Source organism: Arthrobacter sp. StoSoilB19 (genome assembly GCF_019977275.1).
In the GTDB taxonomy this organism is placed as follows: Bacteria; Actinomycetota; Actinomycetes; order Actinomycetales; family Micrococcaceae; genus Arthrobacter.
The window spans coordinates 271,231-284,285 of sequence record NZ_AP024650.1; the positions used below are offsets into that span (position 1 = coordinate 271,231).

Annotated in this window: 16 protein-coding genes and 1 tRNA gene; 10 read left to right on the plus strand and 7 right to left on the minus strand. The window is 67.3% G+C overall.

Translation table 11 applies throughout. From position 1 onward, the window contains the following. The first annotated feature begins 75 nt into the window (after positions 1–75). The 4 genes from pstC to LDO86_RS01320 all read left to right on the plus strand — a co-directional run bounded on the left by pstC (position 76) and on the right by LDO86_RS01320 (position 3,485). A complete protein-coding gene (pstC, locus tag LDO86_RS01305; protein ID WP_018770929.1) occupies positions 76–1,008 on the plus strand; it encodes a phosphate ABC transporter permease subunit PstC in 933 nt (310 codons plus the stop codon). Next, positions 1,009–2,121: a phosphate ABC transporter permease PstA gene (gene pstA / locus LDO86_RS01310; protein WP_018770928.1), complete on the plus strand. Its 1,113-nt coding sequence runs from the start codon at positions 1,009–1,011 to the stop codon at positions 2,119–2,121. It begins immediately after the preceding gene. Positions 2,122–2,193: 72 nt separating this feature from the next. Continuing rightward, positions 2,194–2,973 (plus strand): phosphate ABC transporter ATP-binding protein PstB, encoded by a 780-nt coding sequence (pstB, locus tag LDO86_RS01315; protein WP_018770927.1) that lies wholly within the window; start codon positions 2,194–2,196, stop codon positions 2,971–2,973. 92 nt (positions 2,974–3,065) lie between these two features. Further along, a complete protein-coding gene (locus LDO86_RS01320) occupies positions 3,066–3,485 on the plus strand; it encodes a hypothetical protein (protein ID WP_018770926.1) in 420 nt (139 codons plus the stop codon). Positions 3,486–3,511: 26 nt separating this feature from the next. On the opposite strand, the gene LDO86_RS01325 is transcribed toward LDO86_RS01320, so the two are convergent. The 4 genes from LDO86_RS01325 to LDO86_RS01340 all read right to left on the minus strand — a co-directional run bounded on the left by LDO86_RS01325 (position 3,512) and on the right by LDO86_RS01340 (position 6,780). Then, positions 3,512–3,919, minus strand: coding sequence for a hypothetical protein (locus tag LDO86_RS01325; RefSeq protein WP_018770925.1), 408 nt, complete (start codon positions 3,917–3,919; stop codon positions 3,512–3,514). Between the two features lie 210 nt (positions 3,920–4,129). Further along, complete coding sequence (locus LDO86_RS01330) at positions 4,130–5,140, minus strand: inorganic phosphate transporter (protein ID WP_018770924.1); 1,011 nt, start codon at positions 5,138–5,140, stop codon at positions 4,130–4,132. 1 nt (position 5,141) lies between these two features. Then, the gene (locus LDO86_RS01335; protein ID WP_018770923.1) at positions 5,142–5,759 is read right to left on the minus strand and encodes a nuclease PIN; all 618 of its coding nucleotides are present in this window, start codon (positions 5,757–5,759) and stop codon (positions 5,142–5,144) included. A gap of 361 nt (positions 5,760–6,120) precedes the next feature. Next, positions 6,121–6,780 carry a hypothetical protein gene (locus tag LDO86_RS01340; RefSeq protein WP_018770922.1) on the minus strand — a complete coding sequence of 220 codons (660 nt, stop codon included), beginning with the start codon at positions 6,778–6,780 and terminating at the stop codon, positions 6,121–6,123. A gap of 210 nt (positions 6,781–6,990) precedes the next feature. Between LDO86_RS01340 and LDO86_RS01345 the strand changes: the two genes are divergently transcribed. Then, positions 6,991–7,066: transfer RNA gene (locus LDO86_RS01345), tRNA-Lys, on the plus strand. Positions 7,067–7,173: 107 nt separating this feature from the next. On the opposite strand, the gene LDO86_RS01350 is transcribed toward LDO86_RS01345, so the two are convergent. The 3 genes from LDO86_RS01350 to LDO86_RS01360 form a co-directional block, all read right to left on the minus strand. Beyond that, positions 7,174–7,560 carry a VOC family protein gene (locus LDO86_RS01350; protein WP_018770921.1) on the minus strand — a complete coding sequence of 129 codons (387 nt, stop codon included), beginning with the start codon at positions 7,558–7,560 and terminating at the stop codon, positions 7,174–7,176. A gap of 129 nt (positions 7,561–7,689) precedes the next feature. Continuing rightward, positions 7,690–8,307: a M23 family metallopeptidase gene (locus LDO86_RS01355; protein ID WP_018770920.1), complete on the minus strand. Its 618-nt coding sequence runs from the start codon at positions 8,305–8,307 to the stop codon at positions 7,690–7,692. Between the two features lie 21 nt (positions 8,308–8,328). Next, positions 8,329–8,670 (minus strand): YciI family protein, encoded by a 342-nt coding sequence (locus LDO86_RS01360; protein ID WP_018770919.1) that lies wholly within the window; start codon positions 8,668–8,670, stop codon positions 8,329–8,331. A 133-nt stretch (positions 8,671–8,803) separates the two neighbouring features. Here LDO86_RS01360 and LDO86_RS01365 point away from each other — a divergent pair, with 133 nt between their 5' ends. The 5 genes from LDO86_RS01365 to LDO86_RS01385 all read left to right on the plus strand — a co-directional run bounded on the left by LDO86_RS01365 (position 8,804) and on the right by LDO86_RS01385 (position 13,052). Beyond that, positions 8,804–9,823 (plus strand): LacI family DNA-binding transcriptional regulator, encoded by a 1,020-nt coding sequence (locus tag LDO86_RS01365; protein WP_018770918.1) that lies wholly within the window; start codon positions 8,804–8,806, stop codon positions 9,821–9,823. A gap of 119 nt (positions 9,824–9,942) precedes the next feature. Beyond that, positions 9,943–10,779 (plus strand): DUF4397 domain-containing protein, encoded by an 837-nt coding sequence (locus tag LDO86_RS01370; protein ID WP_018770917.1) that lies wholly within the window; start codon positions 9,943–9,945, stop codon positions 10,777–10,779. 111 nt (positions 10,780–10,890) lie between these two features. After that, entirely contained in the window at positions 10,891–11,646 is a 756-nt protein-coding gene (locus LDO86_RS01375; protein WP_155845617.1) for a class F sortase, read from the plus strand. A gap of 67 nt (positions 11,647–11,713) precedes the next feature. After that, entirely contained in the window at positions 11,714–12,292 is a 579-nt protein-coding gene (locus LDO86_RS01380) for a sigma-70 family RNA polymerase sigma factor (protein WP_018770915.1), read from the plus strand. Continuing rightward, on the plus strand, positions 12,279–13,052 hold the full coding sequence (locus LDO86_RS01385) for an anti-sigma factor (RefSeq protein ID WP_018770914.1): 774 nt from the start codon (positions 12,279–12,281) through the stop codon (positions 13,050–13,052). Before LDO86_RS01380 ends, LDO86_RS01385 begins: the two co-directional genes overlap by 14 nt. The last annotated feature ends 3 nt before the right edge of the window (positions 13,053–13,055 follow it).

A 13,055-nucleotide genomic window follows, 5' to 3' on the forward strand; every position in this document is an offset into this window, starting at 1 on the left:
TGCCGGAAGGCAGTGCGGGGAACTTGGCTTTGCACCCTGCATTCCCAATCCAGCAACGACTCGAAGGGCCGTCGAATGACCGCCACCCCCCTGACAAGTACCCAAGGCGCCGGACGCGCCGGGGATAAAGTCTTTTCCGGCGCCACGCTGGCAGCCGGGTGCCTGATCCTTGCCGTCCTCTTCGGCGTCGCACTGTTCCTGGTTGTCCAGGCAGTTCCCGCCCTGACCGCGCCCGCCGACAAGATCCAGGGCGGCCAGGGCTTTTTCGCCTACATCTGGCCCATCGTGATCGGCACTCTCATCGCGGCCGTCATCGCACTGGTCATCGCCACCCCCATCGCCATTGGCGTGGCGCTGTTCATCTCACACTTCGCACCGCGCCGCCTTGCCTCCGGACTGGGCTATGTGGTTGACCTGCTCGCCGCCATTCCGTCCGTGGTCTACGGTGCCTGGGGTGCAGCGTTCCTGGCAAAGGAAATCTCTCCGGCGTACGTCTGGCTGGCGGCCAACATGGGCTGGCTTCCCATCTTCCAGGGTCCGGCCTCCACCACCGGCAAGACAATCCTCACCGCAGGCATCGTCCTGGCGGTTATGGTCCTGCCGATCATCACCTCGCTGTCGCGCGAGATTTTCCTGCAGACCCCCAAGCTGCATGAAGAAGCCGCGTTGGCCCTGGGCGCTACCCGCTGGGAAATGATCAAGATGGCAGTGCTGCCCTTCGGCAGGCCGGGCATCATCAGCGCCGTCATGCTGGGCCTGGGCCGCGCGCTGGGCGAAACCATGGCCGTTGCCCTGGTCCTGTCCTCCGGCGCATTGACGGCCAGCCTGATCCAGTCCGGCAACCAAACCATCGCTGCCGAGATCGCCCTGAACTTCCCGGAAGCCAGCGGCATCAGGGTCAGCACGCTGATCGCCGCCGGCCTGGTCCTGTTCGTCATCACCCTGGCCGTGAACATGATCGCCCGCTGGGTCATCACCCGGCACAAAGAATTCTCGGGAGCCAACTAAATGACCTCCACGCTTACGCCCGTCCGCAGCAAGCGGTCGGCGCTCACCAAGGGCCAACTGCCCAAGTATGCCCCCTACGCCGTCCTGGCTGCGGCCCTGATTGTTGGCGCCGCCATCCTGGCCCTGGTCGGCTTCAATGCGTTCGGCTGGGGACTGGTCTCCGCGATCCTGTTCGCCATCGGCCTGGTGTCCTGGAGCGCAGTGGTGGAAGGGTCCCGCAAGGCCAAGGACAAGCTGGCCACCTGCCTGGTGGTGGGCTCGTTCCTGGTGGCCCTCCTGCCCCTGGTTTCGGTGATCTGGACGGTGCTGGTGAACGGCATCCCGGGTCTTATGGACCCCGGGTTCCTCACCACCTCCATGAACGGCGTCACGGGCGCCTATGACAACAAGGCCGTGGAAAGCGGCGGCCCGGTGATGGGCGGCATCTACCACGCCCTCCTGGGCACGGTGCAGATCACCTTGCTTGCCACCATGATTTCCGTTCCGGTGGGGCTGCTCACCGCCATCTACCTGGTGGAGTACGGCCACGACGGCCGCCTGGCCAGGGCCATCACGTTCTTCGTGGACGTCATGACCGGCATCCCCTCCATCGTGGCGGGCCTGTTCGCTGCCGCGTTCTTCTTCGTGGTGGTGGGCCCGGGCACCAAGACCGGTGCGGTGGCCGCCGTCGCGCTGTCGGTACTGATGATCCCGGTGGTGGTCCGCTCCAGCGAGGAAATGCTCAAGATCGTCCCCAACGAACTCCGCGAGGCCGCCTACGCCCTGGGCGTGCGCAAGTGGCGCACCATCCTCAAGGTGGTTATTCCGACGGCGATTTCAGGCATCGCGTCCGGCGTCACCCTGGCGATTGCCCGGGTCATCGGCGAGACGGCGCCCATCCTGGTCACCGCCGGTTTTGCCACCAGCATCAACTCGAACGTCTTTGGCGGCTGGATGGCTTCGCTGCCCACGTTCATCTACACCCAGATCCTCAACCCCACCTCGCCCTCCAACCCGGACCCGTCCTCGCAGCGGGCCTGGGGCGCGGCGCTGGTGCTGATCATCCTGGTGATGGTCCTGAACCTGGTGGCCCGCCTGATCGCCAGGATCTTCGCCCCCAAAGCCGGCCGTTAACCAGGCCCTCCCTTCCGCCATACCGCGGCGGATCCTAGACTTCAATCCATACCCAGTAAGTGAAGGAACTCCATGTCTAAGCGCATCGACGTCAAGGACCTGAACGTGTACTACGGCGATTTCCTTGCCGTGGAGGACGTCAGCATCAACATCGAGGCCAAGTCCGTCACCGCGTTCATTGGCCCCTCCGGCTGCGGAAAGTCCACCTTCCTCCGCACCCTGAACCGCATGCACGAGGTCATCCCCGGCGCGCGCGTCGAGGGTGAGGTCCTGCTGGACGGCGACAACCTCTACGGCCCCGGCGTGGACCCCGTCACCGTGCGCTCCCAGATCGGCATGGTCTTCCAGCGCCCCAACCCGTTCCCCACCATGTCCATCCGCGACAATGTGCTGGCCGGCGTCAAGCTGAACAACAAGAAGATCTCCAAGGGTGAGGCCGACGTCCTGGTGGAGCGCTCGCTCAAGGGCGCCAACCTCTGGAACGAGGTCAAGGACCGGCTGGAGAAGCCCGGTTCCGGCCTTTCGGGCGGCCAGCAGCAGCGGCTCTGCATTGCCCGCGCCATCGCCGTGGAGCCGCAGGTGATCCTCATGGACGAGCCGTGCTCCGCCCTGGACCCCATTTCCACGCTGGCCATTGAGGACCTCATCAATGAGCTCAAGGACCAGTACACGGTGGTGATCGTTACCCACAACATGCAGCAGGCCGCGCGGGTTTCCGACCGGACGGCGTTCTTCAACATCGCGGGCACCGGCAAGCCGGGCAAGCTGATCGAATACGGCGACACCCACACGATCTTCAGCAACCCCGTCCAGAAGGCTACTGAGGACTACGTGTCCGGCCGCTTCGGATAGGGCACTCCAGCGTTGGCGATCTACTGGCCGGTTTAGTACGCTCATCTAGATACTTTTGAATCTAGTAGTAAGTCAGCTAAAGGAGTTTCGCCATGACGCAGACGGCCAGCAACGCCCTGGGCCCACAGCTTACGGTGTCCGTCCCCGGGCCGGGCGCACCGGCCCGGGATGCCGTGCTGCCCGTGGAGGGCTTTGCCGCAGCCGCCGGCCTGGCAGGACCCCTTGCCGCCGGCCCCCTGGCCCCTGAGCTTCAACCACACCTCGGGCTGGCTGCGGCCGGCCTTGAGGAAGAGGGCGATGTCCTGTCGGAGGTGTGGCGCACCAGCTCCCACCTCGAAAGCATGCAGTGGGAACTGGACAACGCCCTGCAGTCCCTGCACCAGGCGGTCCGCAACGCCTCCGCGGCCGGAGTGGCACACCACGAACTCTGCACCGCGGCGAACCTGACCGCCGAGGAGCTCGCGGCCGTCCTGATGGCCGAAACCGATGGCCCGGCCGCCATCCAGCTCTGACCGGCGCCCGCCCGGGCCGGGCGGGCTTATTCCGGAACTTCCAGCTGGAATCCGCAATGGCAGCGCAGGACCCGGGTGGGCAGGGACACCGCGTTGAGGCCACTGCCCGTGTTGCTGCTGCGATAGCAGAGCCGCTCAACCTCGTGTTCCGCTTCCTCCATGGGGTAGCCGCAGTGGATGTACTCGTCCCCGAAGAGGATCACTTTCGCCATCCAGCGGACCTGGTTCAGGGCGGCCGCCACGTCGGCAGCGAAGGCACTGTGTTCCTGGAACAGGTTGCAGTCGTTGCAGGTGTAGGAAACCGTGACAAGGTCCCCGCCGGCGGCGCCGATGGACGTGATGGCATGAATGGTCAGCTGGTGCCCGGTTCCGCAGGCCTCGCACTGAAGTTGCCGTGGCTGTGGCAGGGGGCGCCGGAAATACGGGGAAGACATGACGCCTGCTCTTTTCCGCTTTGTGCATCCAAGCCGCCGTGTTGCTGCAGCGGTTGCCCGTCCGCGGCCCTGCACGCGGCCCGGACGCCGGTCCCCGCACCTTTGGCCCGGGGCGCTTTTTTCGAATCTACGTCACGGGGGTGCCCCTGTACAGGGGAGCTCCACCCTCCGCTGCCAGGGCCCACCGGGGGTGGATTCGACAGGGGTGGGCTAGGCAGAAACGGGGGACAGGGCCAGGGCCAGCACGAAGGCCAGGGCGCAGGTGGCCAGGGGCGTCAGGGCCCAGAGCCACAGGATCCTGATCACCAGCTTCCGGTTCGTTACCGAAAAATTCTGGTTCTCCCCGGCGCCCAGGGCCCCGGCGGTGACGGTATGGGTGGTGGAGAGCGGCCAGTGGAGCCCGATTGCGCCCACAAAGAGCATCAGTGCGCTGAAGGTCTGGGCCACCGATCCGCGCAGGGGGTCGATCCTGGTGAGTTTGTAGCCGATGGTGTGCGAGATCCGCCAACCTCCGAAGAGCGTCCCGGCGGTCATCATTACCGCGGAGAGTCCTGCCACCCACACGGGGATCCCGCCGTCGGAATAGCCTGCCGCCAGGAGGGCCAGCAGCAGTACCGCGCTGACGCGCTGGCCGTCCTGCAGGCCGTGGCCAAAGGCCACCGCGCCGGCGGCAACGGCCTGGCCCCTGCGAAAGCGTTGGTTCACCACATTGGGCTGCGTGTACCGGGCCACCCACGTGGCCGGATACACCAGCAGGAAGGAACCGCTGTAGGCCACAAGCGGGGACAGCACCAGGGGCAGCACCACTTGGAACAGCAGCGACTGGTCCACCCCGGCAACCCCCGGGCCGCCGATGGCAAGGCTGGCAAGGCCTGCGCCGGCAAGACCACCAACAAGGGCGTGGGTGGAGGACGCGGGGATGCCCCGCCGCCACATCAGCAGCCCCCAGGCGCAGGCGCTGGCCAGGCCGGCCACCAGGATGGTGAGCCCGTCGGCCCCGGCGGGAAGATGGATCCAGGTCTGGCTGGCGGCGACGGCAAGCAGGGCGCTCACCAGGGCGCCGACAAAGTTGAAGAACGCGGCAAGGAGCACGCCCACGCTGGGGGTGAGGGCCCGGTTCCGGACGGCAAGGGCCACTGAGGTGGACGCATCGCGGAAGCCGTTGAGGAAGGCAAACGCCGCCGCCAGCAGGACCACCGCCGCGAAGATGACTGCCGCCACCTCAGGATTCCTTGACGATGATGCTGCCTACCTGGGTGGCCACCCGCCGCATGTCCTTGGTGACCTCCACCAGCTGGTTGGCGATGTCCCGGTTGCGCGAGTACTGCGCCCATTTCATGTCCGCGATCATGTCCGCCACCCAAACCCGGTGGGTCCGCTCGGCACGCTTGGCCAGGCGCAGGATCTCGATCCAGTAGTCCTCAAGGTCATCCAGGTTGTTGAGCCTGCACATGGCGTCGACCGTCAGCTCGGCCTGCCGGCTGATGATCTCCAGCTGGTCCGCGGCGCGCTTGGGCAGGCGGTCCAGCTTGTACAGCGCCACCAGTTCCGCGGCGGCATCCATTTTCTCCATGGCCTCGTTGAGGTACCGGGAGAGGGCGTACATGTCCTCGCGGGGGAGCGGGTTCACGAAGCTGGTGCGCATGTGGGTCAGCAGGGCGAAATGCAGTTCGGCGGACTTGGCCTCGAGGTTGTGCATGTCCTCCACGAGGTTGCCGTGCTCGTCCGCGGGTACGCCAAGGATTTCGGCCAGGGTGGCGGTGGCCAGCACGATCTGTTGTGCCATCTGCGAGAGCAGGTTCAGCCCTGCGGGCTCCTGGGGGAAAAGGCGCAGCTTCACGTGTTTACCGGTCTCCGGGGACTTATCAAGGCGGGGGTCGCTGCCGTGTGACTTGACTCCGGCGCGCAACTGTCGCCTACTCTACCGGCCCGAAAGAGCACCTCTGAATTGTCCACCCTGAAGAGGGCAGAAAAATGGTGCCGAACCGGATACGCCTCTCGGCGGTAGGCCGCTCTAGGCGGCTAATTGTTGAAGCCCGGGGGTTTCGCGGCTCGGCACCGGTTTCAGTCTTCTACTTCACCCGGCCCAAGTCAATCTTGACAGCGGCGCCCTTGTTCGTCCCGAAAATAAGGGCCAGAGGGTGCCGGGCAGGCTCAAGCAACCAGCCCTGTACGGCCGGTTACCGGGTCCCGGCGGCCACTCAGTCCAGTTCGCCCAGGCGCCACGCGTTGGCGGCGTGCTCCAGGTCCTCGGCGGTCTTGACCAACTGGTGGGAGTTGCGGGTCAGCTTGCTGGCGTGTGCCTCGTTGGCGTGTTCGGCGCCGTCGGCAAGGGTGGCCTGGCCCAGCGCCACCACCCGGCAGAAGGCGGCGGACCGTTCCAGCGCGACGTCGAAATCGCCGTCGAACGCGCCGGAGAGGATTGCGTCGGCCATGGTGCGCATTTCCTCCGCGCCGGGTGGTTCAGCCGCGCCGGCCACCACGTTGGAGACCTGCGCGGTGTCCCGGCCCGCGCGGAAATACACGGAGATGCGTTCCGGATCCTGGACCGTGGCAGCGCGCAGCGCGTAAAGCCGCCATAGGGCGCCGGGAAGGGAGCGGGCCGGGCTCTCGGCCCACATCTCGGCGATGGCCTCCAGGCCCTGTTCGTCGGCAAGCTTCACGAGGCGTTCGGTGACCACCGGATCATCGCTGTCCCGGCCGTGGCGGACCAGGGCCTGCGCGGCGAGGTGGGCGGCCTCCGAGACGCGGGCGGGATCGGCCCCGCCGGCGAAGGGCTCGAAATCCATCGGGGCGAAAGGCTTGGGCTTGTGGTGCCGGTTGCTGCCGCCGTAAGGACTGGTTCCTGCTTGCTCGCTCATGCCCCCACGCTACTCCTGTGCCGCGGCGGAAATCGAGCGTCTGCGGCGCCCGGCTTCACCTGCGGGAAGAGGCGTCAAAAGGAGGATGAAAGCGTCCGACGACGGCGCCTCGGCCATGTGCGAAGCCGCCGGAACCATGGGTTAGAGTATTAACGTCCAGAAATGGATTGGGCCGGATGGGCAGACACAGCGTGTTTGGCTGGCCGGCAGGGGCCTTTAGCTCAGTTGGTAGAGCATCGGACTTTTAATCCGTGGGTCGTGGGTTCGAGCCCCACAGGGCCCACCATTTAGGCAGGTCAGAGGCATCCAGCCTCTGGCCTGCCGGTGGTTTCAGGGCCGTGGCCAACTATTGCGCGGGCGTCCGCGGGCCCGGCCTGCAAGCGTTTGGGTGCCTCACGGCCGGGATGGCGATGCCGGGGGAATCTGGCTGACCAGCCCCAGGGTGTTTCCCTCGCTGTCCCGGATGAATGCCATCCACTCCTCCGTGCCGGCGGGCCCCAGCAGGCCGTCGTCGTGGCTGAAGATCACCCGCGGTTCGGCCACTATTTCCACTCCCCGGCCCTTGAGTTGCTCCACAGTGCGCTTCACATCGGGAACGCCAAGATAGAGAAGCGAACTCGGCGCGCCCTGCTCCAGCAACAGCCGTACGCCGTCAAGGTCGAAGAACAGCAGCCCGGGCGGATCGAACACGGCCGTGTATCTTGCCGAAAGCAAGGCGCTGTAAAACTCCGCTGCCCGCTGCAGATCACTGGCGTGTTGAGCGACCTGAACCAAGCGCATGACCCCCGCCTTTTCCCAACCGTTCGATGCGTCCATCCTGCTCGTGTAGCACGTGTGCGGGCAAGGGATCCCACACCGCCGGGCCCTGACCGGTCCCATCCATTGCTCCGGCCCTTGGTAACCCCCGCCTCAGGCATGCACGATGGTCCCGTTGCGCGGCAGTCCGCCGGGGAACGAGAGGGGAACGCCGGAAGCCCGGGCTGGATCGGCGGAATCCATGGCCTGCACATGCAGATGCGGTTCCGTGCTGTTGCCGGAGTTGCCGCAGCGGCCCACCATCTCTCCGCACTCAACCGGCTTGCCGGGCCGGACGCAGACGCTCCCGCGCTGCAGATGGCACAGGGCGATGAACACCGCGCCGCTCCCGATGATCACGTGGTTGCCTGCAAGGCCCGGCCATCCCTCCCGCGCCCGCCTGGCCTGCGAAGCGGCGTAACGAATGGATGGAAAGCCGCGGAAGGCGGCATGGTCCGGCTCCCCGTCATGGGCGGCGAGGACAATACCGGAGGCCGGGGCTGTCACAGCCCTGCCAAACCCCACGAACTGCTCCGGCGGCTCGGGCCGGAACAGCGACGCCAGGGTGACCGGCGCAGACCGCCCGTTCCGGTCCAGCGGGGTGAAGTCGATGGCGTGGCTCGTGGCGAAAAGCCGCGTCCCGTGGCTGGGGATCCGGTTGGCGGGAGAATTCTGCACCAGCCAGGGGCCGGTGAACGGATACTCCAGGTCCGCAGGGGTCGCCGCAGTCATGGTTTGGCGGGGCTTGATGGGTCAGCTGGCGGGATCGTACTGGAAGGCGCGCACTTCCTGTGCGCAGCGGCAGGCCGCGGCGATCTTCGCGGCCCAGTGCAGTGCGGCTTCGTAGCCGGGCAGCTCCAGCACCGTGTAGCCGCCTTCGATCTGCGCCGTCTGGGGGTAGGTGCCTTCGCTCACCGTACCGTCGCCGTCGACCATCACGGGCGGAACGCGCTCGTCGATGCCGCCGCCGAACACCCAGACGCCGGCGTCCTTCGCCTCCTGGACCACGGCATGCGCGGCGTCCGCTACGGCCTGCAGGCCACCATCCGGGAGGTCCATGGCGCCGCTGGGAAACGAGATCAGGTATTTGGTCATTCTCACGGCTCCTTCGTTGGCAAGTCGATCAGCTTCATCCTTCCCATCGCTCCGCTGCCGCGCAAGGATTCAGGCGCGCTGTGCCGGCGCCCGGGGACGCCGCCGCGGGGGCTGCAACAGGCACAATAGGCTCATGGCAAATACCAGCAAGGGCCGGATGCCGCGCCTGGAAGACGTGGCCAAGGTGGCGGGGGTCTCCCACCAGACCGTCTCCCGGGTGGTGAACAACCATCCCAACGTCAGCAAGGCGACCCGGGAAAAGGTGGAGGCCGCCATTGCCGAACTGGGGTACCGGCGCAACACCGCGGCCCGGAGCCTGGTCACCCGGCGCTCGCAGACCATTGGCGTGCTGGCAAGCGAGCTTTCGCAGTACGGCCCGGCCAACACCCTGCTGGGGGTTGAACATGCCGCCCGCAACGCCGGTTACTTTGTCAGTATCGCGGCCCTGCGGGAAATCAGCCGGGATGCCATCTCCAACGCCGTGGGCCACTTCATGGACCAGGCCGTGGACGGGATCGCCGTGCTGGTGCCGCACTCGGACACCCTCGCAGTGCTGGAGCAGATGAATCTTCCCGTGCCCGTGGTGGCAGTGGGCTCGGCCGGCAGCGCTTCCGTCAGCGGTGCGATGGTGGACCAGCGTGCAGGCGCCAGGCTCGCCGTCGAACATCTCATCAGTGAGGGGCACCGGCAGATCGGGCACATCGCCGGCCCGCCTGACTGGACGGACGGCGCTGAGCGCGCTGAGGGGTGGCGTGCTGCCCTCCGGGATGCCGGCCTGGATGATTCCCTGCTGGTTGAGGGGGACTGGAGCGCGGGCAGCGGTTACGCGATCGGCCGCAAGCTGGCCTCCGGGCTCAGGGCCACGGCCATCTTCGTTGGAAACGACCAGATGGCCCTGGGCCTGCTGCGCGCGTTCACCGAGGCGGGGGTCAGGGTGCCCGACGACGTCTCCGTGGTGGGCTTCGACGACCAGCCGGAGGCGGGGTACTTCACGCCGCCGCTGACCACCGTCCGCCAGGACTTCGAGGAGCTGGGACGCCGCTGCATGGACATCATGCTGAAGGAAATCGAGTCGGGTGCCGCGGTGAGTTCCACTGTGGTCCCGCCGGAGCTGGTCCTGCGTGCCAGCACCGCCGCTCCAGCGCGCGCCTAGGCGGGCGGCACCAAGCGCCAAAAAAAACTCCATGATTCTGCATCCAAATCCGGGGCTGCGCCGGTAGTAGGAGTGTCAGCAAAAAACGCCCGTCAGCCGGGCCGTTCAAGGAGATGGACATGCGCAACAAAATCTTCACCGCAGGTGCCGGTGCAGCAGCCATTGCAGCCGCAATCGCTCTGGCCGGTCCCGCCCACGCAGCAGACGGGGATGCCCAGCTGTCCGTGCTGCATGGCGTTCCCGGACTGACCGTGGACGTTTGGGTCAACGGTGACCGCACCCTGGATGACTTTGCCCCCGGAACCCTTGCAGGGCCACTGGCCCTTCCGGCCGGCACCTACGAAATCGCCATCACGGCAGCCGATGCCGCCAACGCCTCCGCGCCGGCCATTGGTCCGGTGAGCGTCACCCTTGCCGCCAACGGAAACTACACGGCCGCAGCCCACCTCGGCGCCGATGGCAAGCCCACCGCCAGCCTGTTCACCAACGACGTGTCCCAAATTCCCGCCGGGAAGGGCAAACTGACGGTCCGGCACGCAGCCGCAGCCCCCGCCGTCGATGTCCTGGCAGGCGGCACCGCCGTTGTCACCAACCTGGCCAACCCGAACGAAAAGACCCTGGCCCTGGATCCCGGCACCGTCCCGGCCGCGGTGGCTGCCGCAGGCACCACCACCCCGGTGATCGGCCCGGCCGACGTGGCGGTGGCTGAAGGTACCCACACCATCGTCTACGCCTGGGGCAGCCTGGCCGACCAGAACCTGAAGCTTGCAGTCCAGACCATCGAGGGCCTGCATTCCGCACCGGCCTCTGTGCCGGGTGCCCTTGACGGGTCCGCGGATGCCGGTGGAGCGGGCCCTGCCGTTGCCACCGCCGGGTTTGGCTTGGCAGCGCTGGCCCTCCTCGCGGGGGCGGTGGGCGCAGCCCGCGCGGTCCGCGCACGGCGGGCGGAACTGTAACCGGGCCAGACGCCCGCTGAAGGACCACACCGCAGGGGCCCGGCCGGCAACGGACGGGCCCCTGCACCGGCCCCGCCAATGGCCGGCATACATGGAAGGGAGGCGGCACGCATGATGGCAGGCACGACGCCGGCACCCGGGTACCGCCGTCGCCATCCGGCAGGCGGCGCGGCGGCAGCGATGGTGGCTGCCGCGTTGGTTTTGTCCGGCTGCGGTCCTGCCGGTCCCACTGGTTCCCCCGGTCACACTGGTTCTGCGGGTCCCACCGGTTCTGCCGGGCAGGCGGCCCCCTCCACGGTTGCCGCGGCAACCGGCTCTCACGAGCCGGCGCCCTCGCCGGGGGCGCCGCCCCCTGCCGGCTCCGCTGTACCTCCCACCGGGGCCATCCCGGTCCGGCCCGCGGCCCCAACCGCCGCGGCGGTTGTGCCGGCACCAACATCACTGACCGTGGCGGGCACTGCCATCGACATGCCGGTGGTGCCCGGGGGAGTTTCCGGCGGGGGAGCGATGGAAATCCCTGACGCCTTCGACCGGGCGGCCTGGTACAAATTCGGTCCGGCCCCGGGCGCAGCCGAGGGAACCGCCGTCATCGCCGGCCATATCGACACCACGTCCGACCGGGCACCGTTCTCGGCATTGAAGTCCCTCTCGCCGGGAACCCTCATCCGCGTGGGCAGGGATGGGGCCGGGCCGCTCGCCTACCGGGTGGTGGGAGTGGAACTGATGGCAAAGGACAAGTTCGACGGCGGCGCCCTGTTCCGCCGGTCCGGCCCGCACGAACTCAAGCTGGTCACCTGCGGCGGCCGATGGCTGGACGAGCGGATGGACTACAGCGACAATGTCATTGTCACCGCAGTTCCTGCATGAACCTGGTTTCTGCATCACCGGTGGCCAGCCATGTAACTCGTGCGCCGACGCCGGGAAGGAGTTGCCTGTGACGCTTCCCGGGCACGCTTTCCGCGGATGGGATGACGCACTGACCGACTCCTTCCTGGCCGGGGATGAGCACGCCCTGGCAGCGGCCTACCGTGAGTTCGCGCCCCTGGTGCACACCCTTGCCCTGCGTTCCCTGCCGGACAGGGCAGCGGCGGACGACGTGACCCAGGAGGTCTTCATCCGGGCCTGGCGTTCGCGGAGTACCTTCAACCCGCAAGTGGCCAGGCTGCCGGCGTGGATCGTGGGAATCACCCGGAACGCCATCACCGATGCCCATTCGGCGGCAGCCCGGGAAGCACGCAAGGCCTTCGCCGCGGCCGGAGCCGGTATGGGCGAAGACGCCGGAACGGGAACAGAGGCGGCGGAAATGCTGGCGGACAGGCTGCTCCTGGACGGCGAGCTGGAGAGGCTGGGCGAGCCCCAGGGGTCCATCATGAAGCTCGCCTTTTACGAGGACCTGACCCACGAGCAGATTTCACGCAAACTGGGCCTTCCCCTTGGTACGGTCAAGAGCCACATCCGCCGGAGCCTGTCGCACCTGCGAAGCAGATTGGAGGTAGACCATGCCGCATCTTGATCCGGAACAGTTGAGCCTCCTGGCACTTTACGACGGCTGGGAGGACCCGGGTGCCCGGGAGCACCTGGCTGCCTGCCCCGAGTGCGCCGCCGATTTTGCCGCCCTGCGCCGCACGGTGGACGCGGTGAAGACCGCACCGGACACCAGCCGCCTGGCCGTGCCCGGGCCACAGGTATGGGCTGGAATCCACCGGGAACTGGGCCTTTCGGGGTCCGTGCGGGAGGATCCGCTGGCGGCGGACGCCGCCAAGGGAAACAGCGTGGGTCCGGCGGCCGCACCTGTGGACGCGCCGCCGTCGAACGTCATCCCTGTCCGCCGGCGGACCAAAGGTGCCTGGTGGCAGCGCCCCGGTACGTGGGTGGCAGCTGCAGCCGCAGCCGTCCTGGTGGTGGTTGGTGCGGTGTTGACCTTGACCCGTCCGCCCCAGCCCCAGCAGCTGGCCTCTGCCCAGCTGGCGCCGCTGGCGCAGCACTCCGCCGCAGGATCGGCCAAGGTGGTGACGGCGCCCGACGGTTCCCGCAACCTGGAAATCAGCCTGGACAAGGATGAAGCCAAGGGTTACCAGGAGGTGTGGCTGATTGCGCCGGACCTTTCCCGGCTGGTCAGCCTGGGCGTCATGAACTCCACATCCGGAACGTTCCAGGTGCCCAGCGGCCTGGACCTCTCCCAGTACCCGGTGGTGGATGTTTCCGACGAACCGATGGACGGCAATCCTGCGCACTCCAGCGTGAGTATCGCCAGGGGCACCCTGTCATCCTGACGC

Coding starts and splice junctions, on each gene's coding strand:
- pstB (WP_018770927.1), top strand. CDS start 2,194: ATGTCTAAGCGCATCGACGTCAAGGACCTGAACGTGTACTACGGCGAT.
- LDO86_RS01355 (WP_018770920.1), bottom strand. CDS start 8,307: ATGACTGCGGCGACCCCTGCGGACCTGGAGTATCCGTTCACCGGCCCC.
- pstA (WP_018770928.1), top strand. CDS start 1,009: ATGACCTCCACGCTTACGCCCGTCCGCAGCAAGCGGTCGGCGCTCACC.
- LDO86_RS01320 (WP_018770926.1), top strand. CDS start 3,066: ATGACGCAGACGGCCAGCAACGCCCTGGGCCCACAGCTTACGGTGTCC.
- LDO86_RS01370 (WP_018770917.1), top strand. CDS start 9,943: ATGCGCAACAAAATCTTCACCGCAGGTGCCGGTGCAGCAGCCATTGCA.
- LDO86_RS01375 (WP_155845617.1), top strand. CDS start 10,891: ATGATGGCAGGCACGACGCCGGCACCCGGGTACCGCCGTCGCCATCCG.
- pstC (WP_018770929.1), top strand. CDS start 76: ATGACCGCCACCCCCCTGACAAGTACCCAAGGCGCCGGACGCGCCGGG.
- LDO86_RS01350 (WP_018770921.1), bottom strand. CDS start 7,560: ATGCGCTTGGTTCAGGTCGCTCAACACGCCAGTGATCTGCAGCGGGCA.
- LDO86_RS01385 (WP_018770914.1), top strand. CDS start 12,279: ATGCCGCATCTTGATCCGGAACAGTTGAGCCTCCTGGCACTTTACGAC.
- LDO86_RS01325 (WP_018770925.1), bottom strand. CDS start 3,919: ATGTCTTCCCCGTATTTCCGGCGCCCCCTGCCACAGCCACGGCAACTT.
- LDO86_RS01340 (WP_018770922.1), bottom strand. CDS start 6,780: ATGAGCGAGCAAGCAGGAACCAGTCCTTACGGCGGCAGCAACCGGCAC.
- LDO86_RS01360 (WP_018770919.1), bottom strand. CDS start 8,670: ATGACCAAATACCTGATCTCGTTTCCCAGCGGCGCCATGGACCTCCCG.
- LDO86_RS01365 (WP_018770918.1), top strand. CDS start 8,804: ATGGCAAATACCAGCAAGGGCCGGATGCCGCGCCTGGAAGACGTGGCC.